8 protein-coding genes and 2 pseudogenes are annotated in these 16503 nt (G+C 40.1%); 7 read left to right on the forward strand and 3 right to left on the reverse strand.

What is annotated here, in order from left to right; translation table 11 throughout:
- Positions 1–4: 4 nt before the first annotated feature.
- Entirely contained in the window at positions 5–5128 is a 5124-nt protein-coding gene (locus ACX27_RS11480; protein ID WP_062292255.1) for a PAS domain S-box protein, read from the reverse strand.
- A gap of 387 nt (positions 5129–5515) precedes the next feature.
- On the opposite strand from ACX27_RS11480, the gene ACX27_RS11485 reads away from it, so the two are divergent.
- The 3 genes from ACX27_RS11485 (at position 5516) to ACX27_RS11495 (ending at position 8001) form a co-directional block, all read left to right on the forward strand.
- Complete coding sequence (locus ACX27_RS11485; RefSeq protein WP_062292257.1) at positions 5516–6139, forward strand: 4Fe-4S single cluster domain-containing protein; 624 nt, start codon at positions 5516–5518, stop codon at positions 6137–6139.
- A 611-nt stretch (positions 6140–6750) separates the two neighbouring features.
- Positions 6751–7029 (forward strand): hypothetical protein, encoded by a 279-nt coding sequence (locus ACX27_RS11490; protein WP_062292260.1) that lies wholly within the window; start codon positions 6751–6753, stop codon positions 7027–7029.
- A 225-nt stretch (positions 7030–7254) separates the two neighbouring features.
- A complete protein-coding gene (locus ACX27_RS11495) occupies positions 7255–8001 on the forward strand; it encodes a DUF429 domain-containing protein (RefSeq protein ID WP_062292263.1) in 747 nt (248 codons plus the stop codon).
- 54 nt (positions 8002–8055) lie between these two features.
- On the opposite strand, the pseudogene glgP reads toward ACX27_RS11495, so the two are convergent.
- Together glgP and ACX27_RS11505 are read right to left on the reverse strand one after the other, a co-directional pair.
- Positions 8056–10619: pseudogene (glgP, locus tag ACX27_RS11500) on the reverse strand (alpha-glucan family phosphorylase).
- Positions 10620–10898: 279 nt separating this feature from the next.
- On the reverse strand, positions 10899–11222 hold the full coding sequence (locus tag ACX27_RS11505) for a hypothetical protein (RefSeq protein ID WP_062292268.1): 324 nt from the start codon (positions 11220–11222) through the stop codon (positions 10899–10901).
- Between the two features lie 699 nt (positions 11223–11921).
- On the opposite strand from ACX27_RS11505, the gene ACX27_RS34875 reads away from it, so the two are divergent.
- The 4 genes and pseudogenes from ACX27_RS34875 (at position 11922) to ACX27_RS11515 (ending at position 16319) form a co-directional block, all read left to right on the forward strand.
- Entirely contained in the window at positions 11922–12050 is a 129-nt protein-coding gene (locus tag ACX27_RS34875) for a hypothetical protein (RefSeq protein ID WP_256364391.1), read from the forward strand.
- A gap of 318 nt (positions 12051–12368) precedes the next feature.
- On the forward strand, positions 12369–12503 hold the full coding sequence (locus ACX27_RS34880) for a hypothetical protein (RefSeq protein ID WP_256364392.1): 135 nt from the start codon (positions 12369–12371) through the stop codon (positions 12501–12503).
- A gap of 76 nt (positions 12504–12579) precedes the next feature.
- Positions 12580–13281 (forward strand): acyltransferase, encoded by a 702-nt coding sequence (locus ACX27_RS11510; RefSeq protein WP_062292271.1) that lies wholly within the window; start codon positions 12580–12582, stop codon positions 13279–13281.
- 505 nt (positions 13282–13786) lie between these two features.
- Positions 13787–16319 (forward strand): annotated as a pseudogene (locus ACX27_RS11515) (glycogen/starch/alpha-glucan phosphorylase).
- Positions 16320–16503: the final 184 nt, after the last annotated feature.

Genomic DNA, 16503 nt, shown 5'->3' on the forward strand with positions numbered 1-16503 from the left:
ATTATCATTTAATTATATTTGATTTCTGACTTGCTAAATCCATAATGATTTCAAACCGAAAGTTTTGCGCTAAATCGGTTAAATACTTTTGATATATAGGATTTTCAACCGGAGTTTCCGACATTAAATTTAAGATGAGATCATCACTACACTGAGCCGCAGCATGATGTAATTCGCCCCGCCATTCATCTGGCATTTGAGCTAACCAATCTAATACCTCTTGGTGTATATTATTATGGCTGATATTTGATTGGATTTCATTAATCGCGGGCTGAGGTTCTTCCTGATAAATATATTGAACATTTAAATATTGTTGAATTTTTTCCAATATTTCTGATTCACGAAACGGCTTATTAATCAAATCATCACAGCCTGCTGAGAGGATAGCTGCTCTTTGCTCTTCAAAAGCATGGGCTGTTAAAGCAATAATAATCGTTTTCAATGACGAAGAAATTGCCGTTTCATTTGCAGTTTTAATTAACTTTGTTGCTACATAACCATCCATCACAGGCATACGCATATCCATAAAAATCAGATGTGGTTGCCATCCCTGCCATAAGTTAATAGCTTCCTGTCCATTTGTAGCTTCACGCACTACAAAACCTCTAAGTTGTAACAATTTAACTAGTACCAAATGGTTTTCTAAAACATCATCTACAACTAAAATTCGGTATTCGGGTTGTCCTGGTGCTAAACAAAGAACTCGACGCTGATTTTGTCTGATTGCAAGTTGACTAGTTGAGGCGAAACCAATATCAATCTGAAAGGTAAAAGTAGTGCCAACACCTTCTTGACTGGTAACAGTGATATCTCCTCCCATCAACTGCACATATTTACGGCTGATTGCTAAACCTAGTCCAGTTCCTTGTTGAGATTTGCGTCCAATTTCAGTTTGTTCAAAGGCTTGAAATAACAAATCAATTTCTTGGGGAGAAATACCAACACCTGTATCTTGTATCTCGAATATGAGGGAATGGGGGTAAATATTTTCTGTGTATTCTTGGGGTTGTTGGGCTAATTTGACACGCAAAATCACGCTACCTTGGGTAGTAAATTTTATTGCATTGCCTAAAAGATTGAGTAAAACTTGCCGCAGTTTGTTATCGTCTGTTTGTACATATTGGGGTAGTTGTGGTGCGTATTCAAAATGTAGTTGTAAACCTTTTGATTCGGCACGCAACCGCAACATTTCTTCTAGGTTATTTAATAGAGTAATTAAATCAAAATGACTGATATTTAATGTGGTTCTGCCAGCTTCAATTTTAGACATTTCTAAGATGTCGTTAATTAAATTCAGCAGATGTTCGCCAGCACGATTAATAATTGCTAGGTGTTTTTGGTGTTCTGTTGACAGTTGACTGTCATAACTCATAACTTGGGTAAAGCCAAGAATTGCGTTGAGTGGTGTCCGTAATTCGTGGCTCATATTGGCGAGAAATTCGCTTTTGGCTTTGTTGGCAGCATCAGCAGTAATCACGGCGGCTTGTAATGCTTGTGATTGTCTTTGGGTTTGTGCTAGTAGTTCGGCTTGTTGTAAGGCAATTCCCAAATGATTGCCAATTTGAACAACAATATTAATTTCACCTGTTTTCCATTGTCGCGGATTAGAGTTTTGATAACTGGCGAGTAAACCCCACAGTTTGCTACCACAAAAAATTGGCACAATAATATAAGCTTTAGCTTGAAAACGTTCTAATAAATCTAAATAACAAGAATCAAAATCTGCCGTGTAAATATCTGCTACACACCGAAAATTCGCATCTTGACTATAAACACCGCCTTGGTTTGCTTGCAGATAAGTATCTTGAATAGGATAAGCTGCCCTTTGCAAAATTGTTTCTAGACAGCGACCATCTTCTAAAACATCGTTGGCAATGATGGGATCGCTGATCTGTTCTAACATTAAAGAAATCCAACCTTCACTCATTGATTCTGAGACAAATTCACCACTCCAATCAGGATTAAAACGATAGACAACCACACGATCGCAATTTAATGCTTGGCGTAGTTCTTCAGTTGTCGCAGCAAAAATTGTCTGTAAATCTAAAGTTTGGCGCATTCTTTGAATAACTTGGGCAATTGCTTTTTCCCGTTCGACACTCTCCCGCAAAGCGGCTTCTGCGAGTTTAGTCTCGGTAATATCCGTAATTGTCCCTATGTGTCCGGTAATTTCTCCATGTTCATCAAGTTCTGGTATGGCTTGGCAAATCACCCAAACGCTTTTCCCATCAGGACGCAGAAAACGATGTTCACAAGTATATAAAGATTTGGCGGCGGCGGCTTCATTCCAGGTAGCAAAAACGCGATCGCGATCATCTGGATGCAAGGCTCGTGACCAGCCAGTACCCATTGCTTCTGCTTGTGGTAAACCCGTAATTTCTGACCAACGCTGATTAAGATAGATACAATGACCTAATTTGTTAGTATGGTAGATGCCGACGGGTGAAGCATCGGCTAAAGTTTGATAGCGTAGCCGACTTTCTTGTAAAGCCAGTTCTGCCCGTTTGCGATCGCTAATGTCTACTATCACTGTACCTACTCCCGAAATCCGATTGTCTTCATCAGGAATCGGAAAATAAGAAGTTAAAAAATAACTCAATATTTCTGGTTGCTTGGGTGTGGATGTACAAATTTCTATATTCAGAATCTTTTCACCAGTCGATAATATATGTTCGTAAAATGGCACTACTAATGGTGCAATTTGGGGTATAACTTCATATACTGTTTTGCCAATATGTTCTTCTGGGGCTAATCCGTGAATGTCAGCTAAAACTTGATTAACCTGCACATAGCGCAATTGATGATCAAGTATTTTCATCCCTACAGGCGCACTACTAAAAAAGGCATTAAGACGCGCTTCTCGCAGTGCCAGTTCTCGTTCTAAAGTTTTGCGTTCTGTAATATCTTTATGAGTACCGATCATCCGCACAGGTTGACCCCAATCATCACATTCAACAATTTTTCCGCGAGAATGAATCCATTTCCATTCATTATTGGCACCGCGCATCCGATACTCAACTTCATAAACAGCACTCACTCCTTGCAGATGCGCCTTTAAAGCAGAACTGACTTTTGGTAAGTCTTCTGGATGGATATATTGCTCAAGTGCTTGGGAAATATTTGTTAGATAATGGCCTTCGTATCCCATGATGTGTTTCCACTGCCAGCCACAGTAAGCTTGATCTGTAATTAGATTCCAATCCCACAAACCCAAGTCGCTGGCTTCTAAGGCGAGTTGTAAACGTTCTTCACTTTTTCTGTGGGCAGCTTCGATCATTTTGCGCTGAATTAAACTGCCTAACTGAGTCGCCACAGCCCCAACCAACATCAGTAACCGCTTATCAATTGATGCAGCACTACGTTTAAAGAATACTAAAACTGCTAAAACTTCACCATCAGCTAAAATTGGCACACCAAAGGCTGCTTTTAATCCTACTTGGGCAGCTTGTGGCGATCGCAAAAATACTGGTTGTGTAGCCGCAGCAACATCTTCAATCCATTCTGGTTGTTTATTTTGCCAAATCCGCCCAGGTAGCCCCTCACCTACAACAAACTTGACTGTTTGGCTATTGAGAGAAAATTGTCCTAAGCTGCTTTCTTCTCCATACCAAACTAAACTATGTTCTAAACGTCTCCCGTCTTTACTCGGTAGCCATACTTCGCCAAAATCCCAGTGAATAGAATGACAAATTAAACGCAAAACTACCTTTAAAGCACTATTCACATCCACCGCGCGGGTAATAGCTTGAGATGTTAACAATAGTAGCCGACTTTCATTTTCTGCCTGTTTCCGGTCTGTAATATCTTTAGCTGTGGCTAACACATATTTCTGCCCATCAATTTCAATCATTTCCGCACTGAATAACATAGTTTTGATTTCTCTATTAGCGGTACGGAAATCAACTTCATAATTGCGTAAAGATTTAGTTTGTTGCAAAATTTGTGTCAGAAACACACTTTCTTGCGAATTAGCCCAAATCTGCAATTCTTGATCAGTGTGACCAATGACTTGGTTACGAGAATAACCAAATAACCGACAAAAACTATCATTAACTTCGATGTAGCGAGTTTCGGGCAGTTGACACAAAACAATTGGGTCAGGAGAAGCTTTAAAGGCGGATGCTAACTTGGCTTCCGACGCTTGACGCGCGGTTTCAGCGCGTTGACGTTCCCGTGCTTCCAGTACTAAAGATGTTATATTTGCCAGGGAACGGGCAAAGTTTTGGTCTTCTAATGTCCAAGTCCGCAATCTTCCCACCGCTTCTAAACACAAAACTCCCACCGTTTTTCCGGCTGATCGAATCGGTATATCTAAAATCGAAATAACGTTGAGGGCTGCATAAGGTTGAGCAAATTCTTGAGTCCGCGGATCAGTTTGAACATTTTCCGCCACAATGATTTCTTCTTGCTGCAAAGCTTGAAAATAAATCGGATAATCTATTACAGCTAAAGTACGCCCTTCACTATGACGCTGATGATTTTGCTCAAATAAATCCCGACAAGAAATCGCAGTTGCAGTTTGATTATATAACCAGATACTAGCTCGTTCAGTTTCTAAATTTTTAGTAGCTGCTTCTGTAATTGCTCCAAATGCTATTTTGAGATCACCTTGATACAATATCTGATTTTTGGCTAATTCCGTTAATACTAAGTTATGGTTACGGAGTTTACTATTAAGTAGTTGTAAAGCTTGTGCCTGAAATGTATCCTCTGTTGGTGTTGATGCCAACTTTATTTGCTGAGGCTGAATGCGACGATGAATGCAATTCTGCACACGGATGAGAATTTCTGGAGCGCATAGTGGCTTGGTAATATAGTCAACAGCCCCTAATTCAAAGAATTTCTCTCTATCCAGTAAAGTTTCTGTAGAACTGAGCAAAATCACCGGAATATTTTGAGTTTGTGGCTGAGTTTTGAGATATTGACAGACTGCATAACCATCCATTTCTGGCATGAGAATGTCAAGTAAGATTAAATCAGGTAATGTTTTGAGTACTGCGTCAATTGCCAGTTTACCTGAAGTGATTTTTTGTACTTGATAATTTTCACCTTCAAGAATTTGAGTTAAAAAATTTAAATCAGTAGGCTGATCATCAACCAATAGAATTTTCATCGATTGATCATACATAATGTCTCTTGATTTTATAATTTATTAAAAAATTTCCGGGGATCAAAGTGAAACGATTTTCATAAAATTAGAATATTATTAATAAATATAACGCAGAGATAGTAATTTGGTTTGATTGTCGAATTGAATTGTATAGTCAATCATTTTTGATTTCTGCAAAAAAACCTGTTTCACGGGTTAGGCGAGGTATCTTCACAAGTTCCTCATTTTTTTCGGGTTCAATGTTGATGGAATTATTGAGAATGGCCGTTTAGTCAAATCAAATGCAGTATGTCGAGTGACTGATAGCGATAATTGCTTTGATGTAGGTTTTGATTGCGATCGCACCGCATAATTCCAAATCAACACATCAAGAGTATTGGGTAATTTCAGCACAGGAGGAAACAGATGGAAACGCAACCAACTTACCCATCACCAACACTTCTAGAAATTCCCCCTGGCTATCTCAACATTATGGGTTATGTTGACGAGTCAGAAGTGAATGGCCCTGGTTGTCGTGCTGTGATTTGGGTGCAAGGTTGTCCCCGCGCCTGTCCTGGTTGCTTTAATCCTGAGTCTTGGCCCTTTGAGATTAACCAACTGATTGCTGTTGATACCCTCGCCGAGCAAATTCTCAGTAAACCACAAAACACAGGTGTTACCTTCTCTGGTGGTGAACCTTTTTGGCAAGCATCTGCTTTAGCCGCTTTAGCACGTAAATTGAAAGCTGCTGGCTTAAATGTGATGTCTTTTACAGGTTTTACTCTCAAGCAACTCCAGTCCGACTCCGCACCTCCAGGTTCACAAGAATTATTAGAACAATTAGATATTGTAATTGATGGGCCATTTGTCGAATCCCTGGCGATTAATTCTCCCAACTCCCCTGTTTCTTCCAGTAATCAAAGAGTAACCGTTTTTAACCCTGCTTTAGCCGACCAAATTACTTGGGCTAGTGACCAAATCGAAATCCACATTCTCAAGGATGGTAGCCGCATTGTCACTGGCTATCGTGGACGACTGGAATTAACTTAAAGTAATCCCTCTTTTGTTACCTTCGGCAGAAAATAATCCGAAACTCCTAGTTTTACGTTTATTCTCAACAAGGGTGTTTAAATGATAAAGTGAGCTGGAGATCGCTCAATTCTTTAATTTGTTTAACATTCATAAGTGGATTAGTATTTTTCTCTCCCCGTAATAACAAAAGAGGGGTCATACCATTTCACGAAAAATCTGATACAGATGTAAACCCTAAAATCCTTGCTAAATCTAAGTTTGTTAATTGCGTTAGCGAAGCGGTAGCGAGCGTGCGTCATTGCGAATTGCGAATTGCGAATTGCGAATTGTGAATTGGTATAACTTAGCATCAATGTCAGATACCCGACTTCTTTCAGAAATCGGGTATCTTGTTGTTCACGAATGTATAACTAAAGGCGCTGATTAATTATATTGATTATCCAAAAAGATGCAATAAATTTTTCTCAAATGTCTAACTAGGGATTTAAACATTGTTATTCAACCTCTAAAGATAGAATATGTATTTATTTTTTTATAACCAAAGAATAATTTTTGATTTCACAAATATGTCTATAAATTAAGCATAGGTAATTAACAAATACCTATGTAACGTAAGTGAGGTCAAGATTATGTTGTTTCAAACAAAAGTATCCGATTTATTTGTGGATTTATCTCCAGAAAAACAAGAATTTTTAGCTGGAGGATGTAAATATTATGGTCGTGGTCAACAACCAACTCAAGGAGTATCCCCAGCAGAAGAATCATCACCTGAAATGTCATCGCCAATAATTTCACAACAACCATCAGCACGTCTAGTTGTAGGTAATATTATTACAGTAACACCATTTGCCAAGTGTTTACCCGGACAAGATTGTTACGGCGGCCAAGGTTCTCAAACTCAATACTAATGAGATTTTGAACAAATGGAAAAAGTCTTCTTTTTCCTTTCAATAAAGTAAGTTGATCAAGCAGAGAAATCAATATTGATTTCTTTGCTTACTTGTAAATACAATTGTGTTTACTACAATATCCCCGACTTCTTGAAGAAGTCGGGGATTTGAACGTCGATTTTGCAAAATCTCAGATGATTGCTATAGTGCAATTGTATTGACAAATAAATTAGTTAGTTATAAATGAAATTTCTTGGGATTGATCTAGGTTGGAAATCGCAACCAAGTGGCTTGTGCTGTTTAGAATTAATCGATGGACAATTGCAATTACTAGATTTAGATCGCCAAGATGCGATCGCCGATATTTTAACTTGGATAGATACCTGGGTACAACCAGAAGCACCAGCGATGATTGCAGTTGATGCACCGACTTTGATTCCTAACGCTACAAGTAGCCGTCTCCCCGATAAACTCACTCATAAATACTTTGGCAAATATCACGCCGGCTGCTATCCTGCTAATCAAAATTTAGCTTTTGCCGAGCGGACAATTAACTTTGGCTTAGAATTAGAATCACGTGGTTTTGCTCATGCACCAACGATAGCAGCAAAAACACTTGGTAGATATCAAATAGAAGTTTTTCCGCACCCAGCAATTGTGCATTTATTTAATTTAGAACGCATTCTTAAATATAAAAAAGGACGCATCAATGAGCGTCGCTTAGAATTAATCAAACTTTATCAATATATTCTCGAAGTTTTACCTATTCTCGAACCTAGTCTGAAAGCACCACAATCTCATCTTTTTCCTTTTGACTTTTTCCTTTTACCTTCCACAGGTGCAGCCCTCAAAGCCATCGAAGACAAACTAGATAGTTTAATCTGTGCCTATGTGGCTGCACACTGGTGGTATTGGGGAGAACAACGCAACTTAGTATTAGGTGATCGCACCACAGGTTACATTGTCATCCCAAATAAAAGTCAAAAGTGAAAAATAAAAAGGTAAAAGTCTTCCTTTTTACTTTTGCCTTTCTACTTTTGCCTTCTACTCCGCCCAAGCAATCAATCTTGGTTCATAAGCATTAGACAAGTGCGGGTGTTTGGGTAACACGCGCAAGGATAAGCCTTGAAAACCAGAGGTGGTATAAACAATATCGGCAGTGTAGAGACTCAAACCTTGGTCATCTTGACTTGGTAATCCATGACAACCGGAACCGCATTGACGATTTCACCGTTGGCATCGATCGCACCTTGATATAACTCTACTTGGATATCATCATTACTCAAAGTAGCTAAATCAACTTTGGCTTTCACTGCTACCTTTTGCTCAACTTTAATATCGGAACCTACAGATACATCAATATCTTTGATTCTGATGTTAAACCAGTGGTCGCTGAGTTTAGCTTTCCAAGCGGCTAATTCTTTGGCTGGGGCGTAATTATCAGCCACCAAAGTATGATAGCGATCGCTGGCGTGGAAATAAGCTTGTTGAGCATAATCCCGTACCATCCGCGCTGTATTAAAGAACGGACAGTTCAGGCGAATTGCATCTTTCATTTTGGCTACCCAACGCCGGGGCAGGCCATCTTCGTCGCGGTGGTCATAAAATAGAGGCACAACTTCTTTCTCTAACAAATCATAGAGGGCGTTAGCTTCTACCTCATCTTGATAATTAGGATCTTCGTAATTTTCCCCATGTCCGATCGCCCAACCGGTGCGGACATAATCAGCTTCATCCCACCAACCATCTAAAACACTTAAATTTGGCAAGCCATTCATTGCGGCTTTCATCCCGCTAGTTCCCGAAGCTTCCCTGGGACGACGTGGTGTATTCAACCAGATATCACAACCAGCCACCATCAACCGAGATATATGAATATCGTAGTTAGGGACAAAAACAACTTGTTTTTCTAAATGATGTTCGCGGATAAAATGATTGATTTCACGAATCAGTTCTTTTCCAGGGATGTCTTTGGGGTGGGCTTTTCCAGCAATGACAAATTGGACTTTACGGTTTTTATCACCCAGTAAAATGCGTTGAATGCGTTCTAAATCGCGCATCCACAGGGTAGCGCGTTTATAAGTTGCAAACCGACGGGCAAAACCAATTGTTAAAACGTAGGGATCTAATACTTCTTGGGCTTGGGCAATTTCCGAAGGGGAAGCGCCGCGATCGCGTAAATGTTTGACAAGATGATCCCGCACATACAGTACCATATCCAAACGGCAGCGTTCGTGATTGCGCCACAACTCCTCATCGGGAATTGCTTCCATCCGTTCCCACAGTTGGTTATCTGGTGGTACTGATGACCAGTTTGGCCCTAAGTAGCGATCGTACAACTCTTGGGTTGATTTTGCCACACAACTGCGAGCATGAACGCCGTTGGTAATGGCGGTGATTGGCACTTCCTCGACAGGGACTTTTTTCCACAAACCTTGGAACATCTGCCGCGACACCACACCATGCAACTGCGCCACCCCGTTAGAAAATGTCGCCATTTTCAACGCCAGCACCGCCATACTGAAAGGCCCGGATAAATCGCCTGTATTTTCTCGCCCCAGCCCTAAAAATTGCTCTTTGGGCAAACCAAAGATATCTGCGTAATATCCCAGATAATACAAAATCTTATCGGGAGGGAACAAGTCAATCCCCGCAGGTACAGGCGTGTGTGTCGTAAAGATGTTGCTAGACATTACTACCTGTTTGGCTTGGGCATAGCTCAAACCTTCTTCTTGAATTAAGATGCGGATGCGCTCTAACGCCGAGAAAGCTGCGTGGCCTTCATTCATGTGATAGGCAGTGACATCATAGCCCAGAGCTTTGAGCATCCGTACACCACCAATTCCCAACATGATTTCTTGGTGGATACGCATATCAATGTCGCCACCATACAGTTGATCTGTGATGTCGTGATCATATTGGTTATTGGGTTCGATGTTGGTGTCTAACATATACAAAGGCACCATCCCCACCTGTACCCGCCAAACCCTGGCATATACCTTGCGCCCCGGATAATCAACGGCAATTTGCAATTCAGAACCATCGGGATTGCGTTCTAAGTGCAAAGGCATATTATAAAAATCGTTGATGGGGTAACGTTCTTGTTGCCAGCCATCAGCGTTGAGATATTGAGCAAAATACCCTTGTTGATAAAGCAAGCCGACACCCACTAGTGGTAGTCCCAAGTCACTGGCAGATTTTAAATGATCACCAGCCAGAACCCCCAAACCACCAGAATAAACAGGTAAACAGTCTACCAAGCCAAACTCTGCTGAAAAATAGGCATAACATTCTTTTGGCTTTTGAGCGCGTTGTTTTTGATACCAAGTTCCTTCTTGGAGATAATCATCTAACTGACGAGCAGCGCGATCCATTTGTGCTAAAAACCCATCATCCTCTACTACCTCCAACAGCCGTGCTTGGGAGATAGTACCCAGCATCAACACTGGGTTGTGATGGCTAGATTCCCATAAGTCTGTATCTAAACGGCGAAATAAATCTTTGGTTTCAACATTCCAATCCCAATGCAAGTTATATGCTAACCGCCGCAGTGGTTCCAGGCGCGGCGGTAGTGACGGGGAAACATTGAATGTGCGAATTGGCTGCATAGGTTAGCAATTCTCCAAGTTCAGCTATGGTTATTGTTTACCTTCTTTATCTAATGCTGCCAATTCTTTATACTGTGTTTGTAAAGTACAGATGACTTTGTTAAGTATTAAAAACTGAGACTACAATCAGTGCAGAACCTTGCCCCAAGCGGATTTTTCATTTTTTAAGTTCTTTTTGAGTGTCTGCTTGGTAAGCAAAATTTAATAATTGACCAACAAATGACAACAAAGCTCCCTATTCTGACAAGAACAGAGAGGTTAATGTCTGACTAGCAATATTTAGCTACCCAAAGAAGGCTGATCTTGTGGTGTTTTTGGCATTGTCAGAGTTTGAGCCGCCGCATAAGCCAACTCTGCTGCTATCTTATAAGCGAGTTTTATATTAGATGCGCTATCCTTGTGGTGGGTGGCAGAAGTTTTTGGACGAGGTTTTGATTCTTGCATCACTTCACCAGAGGCGATCGCTCGTTGCAAAATGATAAAAGCATCCAAGTCTTCTGAGTCATAATCTCGCCGCAGTAAAGTTTGTATCTGGTTGCGATCGGCGATACTCAAATAACCAGTTCTAAAAGCTTGCTGGACGATTTGTTTAATTTCAACCATAATTTCAACCAAGTGTGGGAGTTAATTTAAAGGAGCTTAGTCTGTAAATTTGGTTTTCTTGTGAGGATTCCTTCTCATAACGTGGATTTTCTCTAGACTTCACAATTTATAATGAGAGATATCCTAGGCACATCGTCCAGATGGTTCACCTGATTGGGTGATTTACAAATTTGGCAATTATGGCTATATATCCGGTTTCGTGCCGAAAGTTTCTGTATGAAAGGAAAGAAACAAAGAATTAAGCTAATCGGAACTGTATTGAAATAAGTGCTGAGTGCTGTACACCGAGCGGAGTCGAAGTGTGAGTGCTGAGTATAAATCTATAGCAGTCCTAATTGATATGTGAACAACAAAGACAAGGGAAAGAGACGTTTATAAATAATTTAGGATTGCTATAGCTACAAATGTAGGTTGGGTGGAGAACGGAATCCGAATTCATCTGCTTTATTCAAAATTTTTTTATATTATTTTAATGTATCTTAAATTACGAATCTAAAATTTGTAATCTTGCTGGTTGGAATAAAACAAATGTTGTTTAAACTACCAACTTTAGGAAATTAATTATATTGTTAAAAACTTCAGACTTGGGAGTGATCCATCAAAAATAAAATGTGTTATTCTGGGAGGCAATTGTTATGAAAAGCCACCCATCTAAATGAAATCGTGACTTGGTTAAGTTGTAAATCATCCGTGTGCAACATGAGCGTAGCGGTATACTCTAGAAATTTATTGCAAGAAAGTCGTCATTGCAGTCGGGGAAGCGCATACTTGTTTGCACCGATGGTAAACTTTAATGTGATGGCTGAAGTTGGTGATACTCCACCTTAATTAAAAATTGATTTTTAATTGACTTAAAAATAACAAGACAATTAGCAGCAATTATCTTGTGATTGTTAAACAGTCCGCAGCAGGTGTTGAGCTTCAGCAATCACATATATATGTTGTTGAAACAATTTGTTCTTGTTTAATTAGGTCATTGAACATATTTAAAAAACTGCACATAGCAATTTGATGATAAAGATATCAATTTATTTCAACTATCAAACAGTTGAATAGTTGATGTTGTTATCTGGAATTTGCTGGAAAAATTAGCAGCAGCATTAGTATCTGGCTGAGATTAATCTTGATACTAAATGCAAAAAATAAATGCCAAAAGTAATTGATGAAGAGATAAAAAATCTCAAGCGATCGCTCATTGATAAAACGAGATTAGCGTTCATCAAATACTTTTTTATCTTGACAAATTGCGGCTCAATGCTCACCTATTCAGCATTGGATTAGTTTCAAATAAATTGATCTACCAAAAGCTTCTATATTTCACTTCGTTCAAAGAAAATTATCCCAGAGAAATCTAGCTATGAGTAACCAAAAATATGCCTCCAAAATTCAACGCTTCAAAGAAGTAATACTGACAACCTTATTAGCAGATATTCCGACAATTGCCTTCGGCACAAAATTCCGCAATTGGTTATATCGCAGTATTTTTGCTCAGTTAGACAATTCAGTTTATATTCAAAACGGTGTGGAATTTTTGGGTACAAATTGCATCGCCATTGGTAAAAAAGTGCATATTTTTAAAGGCGTGAGAATTGATGCTCAAGGACATTCCAACAATAAAATTTATTTAGGTCATGGTGTAGCTATTGAACGCAATGTTGATATTGGTTGTTTAGACAACACATCAATTTATATTGACGAAGAAACCTTCATCGGCCCTCATGTATGTATTGCTGGGCCGGGAGATATTACCATTGGCAAAAACTGTATGATTGCAGCCCACTCCGGCATATATGCTAACAATCACAATTTTACAAATCCCTTAGAACTAATTAAAGACCAAGGCATTACACGCAAAGGAATTGTGATTGAAGATGATTGTTGGCTGGGACATGGAGTCACAATATTAGATGGCGTAACCATTGGTCAAGGTAGTGTCATTGGTGCAGGTGCAGTCGTCACTAAAGATATTCCGCCATTTTCCGTGGCTGTGGGTGTACCTGCAAAAGTCGTCAAAAATCGGATGAATCAGCAATTATCCGAAACAGGGGTAAGCTGTTAAGCATTAAATTTGCACATTGAGACCGCAGGGGTGCAGAATGCAGAAGGACAGAAGCAAGATTGCAGAGGGAATTGGGGAAATATTAATATTCTCTCCCTTGCTCCCCGCTCCCTGCTCCCCTGCCTCTTTTTACCACTGTATCTAAAGAAAAGTGTGTCTTTTTTTTCCCTTCAAGAAACCAAGTCATAGAATAATCATGACTTAAGTTATACCAACCCTGTGAATGACAGTTTTAGTCATAAACAGGGTATTCGCATTGGCTTTATCAAGCTTCTCCTGTAATGGTGAAACTTTCCGGTACAGGTACTCAAGGTGCAATCCTCAGAGTTTATTGAGCCAGCTAGAGAAAAATCACACCGCACATCACCTTGATACCTAATAAGTACTTGCTTGTTTCATTACTCTGGTTGAAGGAACTAACAGCATGAAACCAACTGTGATGACTTAGGGGTGAGGAGTGGTGATTTCGCTCTTGTCTACTCTCTATTCTTGATAGGAAATAATTATGACGACATTTGAGCAAGCTCCAATATTTCAGTGTGAATTTGAAGATGATCGCACTGGGTTAAGTAAAGAAACTATCAAACGCGCTTTGGCTGATAATCTTTTTTACATCCAAGGTAAATATCCTGGGACAGCCACGCCTAACGATTATTATATGGCTTTGGCTTACACCGTGCGCGATCGCATGTTGCAACGTTGGTTCAAGACTACGGAAGCCTATACAAAAAAAGGTGTCAAAGTTGTCAGCTATCTCTCAGCAGAATTTCTCTTGGGGCCGCACTTGAGCAATAACTTAATCAACTTGGGTATTTACGATTTAGTCCGTCAAACCGTGGAAGAAACCGGGCTAGATTTTGTCCAACTGCGCGAAATTGAAGAAGAACCAGGACTAGGAAATGGTGGTCTAGGTCGTCTGGCTGCTTGTTATATGGACTCTCTGTCAACTCTCGAAATTCCCGCCATTGGCTATGGAATTCGCTACGAATTTGGCATCTTTGACCAAGAAATTCGGGATGGTTGGCAAGTAGAAATCACAGATAAATGGCTACATTTAGGCAACCCTTGGGAAATTCCCCGTCTAGAAGAAACCATAGAAGTCAAGTTTGGTGGTCGCACCGAAGGTTATTACGATGAAAAATGCCGTTATCGGGTACGTTGGATTCCCGATAAAGTGGTCAAAGGTGTTCCCTACGATACGCCCATCTTAGGTTATCGCGTCAACACGGCTAATACTTTACGGTTGTGGAAAGCCGAAGCGCCTGAATCTTTTGAATTTAAAGCATTTAACGATGGGAACTATTACGGTGCAGTCAACAAAAAAGTAGTTTCCGAGAATATTACCAAAGTTCTCTATCCTAACGATGATTTGGTGCAAGGTAAGGAACTGCGCCTAGAACAACAATATTTCTTTGTGTCTTGTTCTTTGCAAGATATGATTCGGCTACATTTGCAAAAAGGCGAAACCATAGAGACTTTTCATCAATCATTTGCTGTACAACTCAATGACACTCACCCCTCTATCGGTGTGGCAGAATTGATGCGGCTATTGGTAGATGAATATCAACTAGAGTGGGATCAAGCTTGGCAAATTACACAGAATACTTTTGGCTATACCAATCACACCCTGTTACCAGAAGCTCTAGAAAAGTGGCCTTTAAAACTATTTAGTCACTTACTGCCAAGACATTTACAAATTATCTATGAAATTAACCAACGCTTTCTCGGTCAAGTGCGTGCTAAATATCCCGACGATAGCGATCGCCTAGCGCGGCTATCATTAATTGATGAAAGTGGGGAAAAGTACGTCCGCATGGCACACTTAGCCAGTGTTGGTTCCCATGCAATTAACGGTGTCGCCGCCTTACATACAGAGTTACTCAAACAAGATGTTCTGCGTGACTTTTACGAATTTTGGCCAGAGAAATTCACCAACAAAACCAATGGTGTCACACCCCGACGTTGGATAGTAGTCAGCAATCCCCTACTAGCTAACTTAATTACTCGTAAAATCGGTACAGATTGGATTAGCCATTTAGAAGATTTAAAGCAACTCGAAGCTTTTGTCGAAGATGCTGAGTTTCGTGATGAATGGCGGCAAACCAAGCAAGATATTAAGACTTATTTGGCAAATTATATTAAGGAAAACCACGGGATTGAAGTCAATCCTGAATCACTGTTTGATGTTCAGGTGAAGCGACTGCATGAGTACAAGCGCCAACACTTGAATGTGCTGCACATCATCACCCTTTATAAACGCCTCAAAGACAATCCCAATCTGGAAATTACACCCCGTACCTTTATTTTTGGTGGTAAAGCCGCTCCTGGCTACTTCATGGCGAAATTAATCATTAAACTCATCAACTCCGTTGGTGATGTGATTAATAATGATCCCGATATGCGCGATCGCCTAAAAGTAGTATTCTTACCTGATTACAATGTCAGGTTTGGTCAACGAGTTTACCCCGCCGCCGACCTTTCCGAACAAATCTCGACTGCTGGTAAAGAAGCTTCCGGGACTGGCAATATGAAATTTGCCATGAATGGCGCACTAACTATCGGCACACTTGATGGCGCTAACATCGAAATCCGCGAAGAAGTAGGCGCAGAAAACTTCTTCTTGTTTGGACTGACAACCGAACAAGTATATGATTTAAAATCCAAAGGCTATAACCCTTGGGATTATTACCATAGCAATCCGCAACTCAAAGAAGTAATTGACCTAATCAGTTCCGGATTCTTCTCGTATGGTGATACTAATTTGTTCCGGCCATTAGTAGACTCACTGTTGTACCACGATCCTTATTTGCTGTTTGCCGATTACCAGTCTTACATTGACTGTCAAGACCAAGTAAATCATGCTTACAGTGACCAAGAACACTGGACAAAAAATGTCAATTCTCAATGCAGCTAGGATGGGTAAATTCTCTTCTGACCGAGCCATTAAAGAATATTGCCAAGAAATTTGGAATGCTGTACCCGTAAAAATCGAACTAGCAGAATATATTCAAGCCAGGGCTGGTTTGAAAGTGAACTGATGAAGTTAGACTTACGCACCAATATTGTCTGTTGAGACTGGGTGTAAGGGTATAGAGGTATAAGGGTGTAAGGGTTTTGAATACCTACACCCCACACCTTCACACCCTCACACCCTAAAAGTTCAGGAAACCTCTGGCATTAATTAACGTCACAACATTAGCCAGTCAACAACTTATAAAAGCT

Source organism: Nostoc piscinale CENA21 (assembly GCF_001298445.1).
Classification (GTDB): domain Bacteria; phylum Cyanobacteriota; class Cyanobacteriia; order Cyanobacteriales; family Nostocaceae; genus Nostoc_B; species Nostoc_B piscinale_A.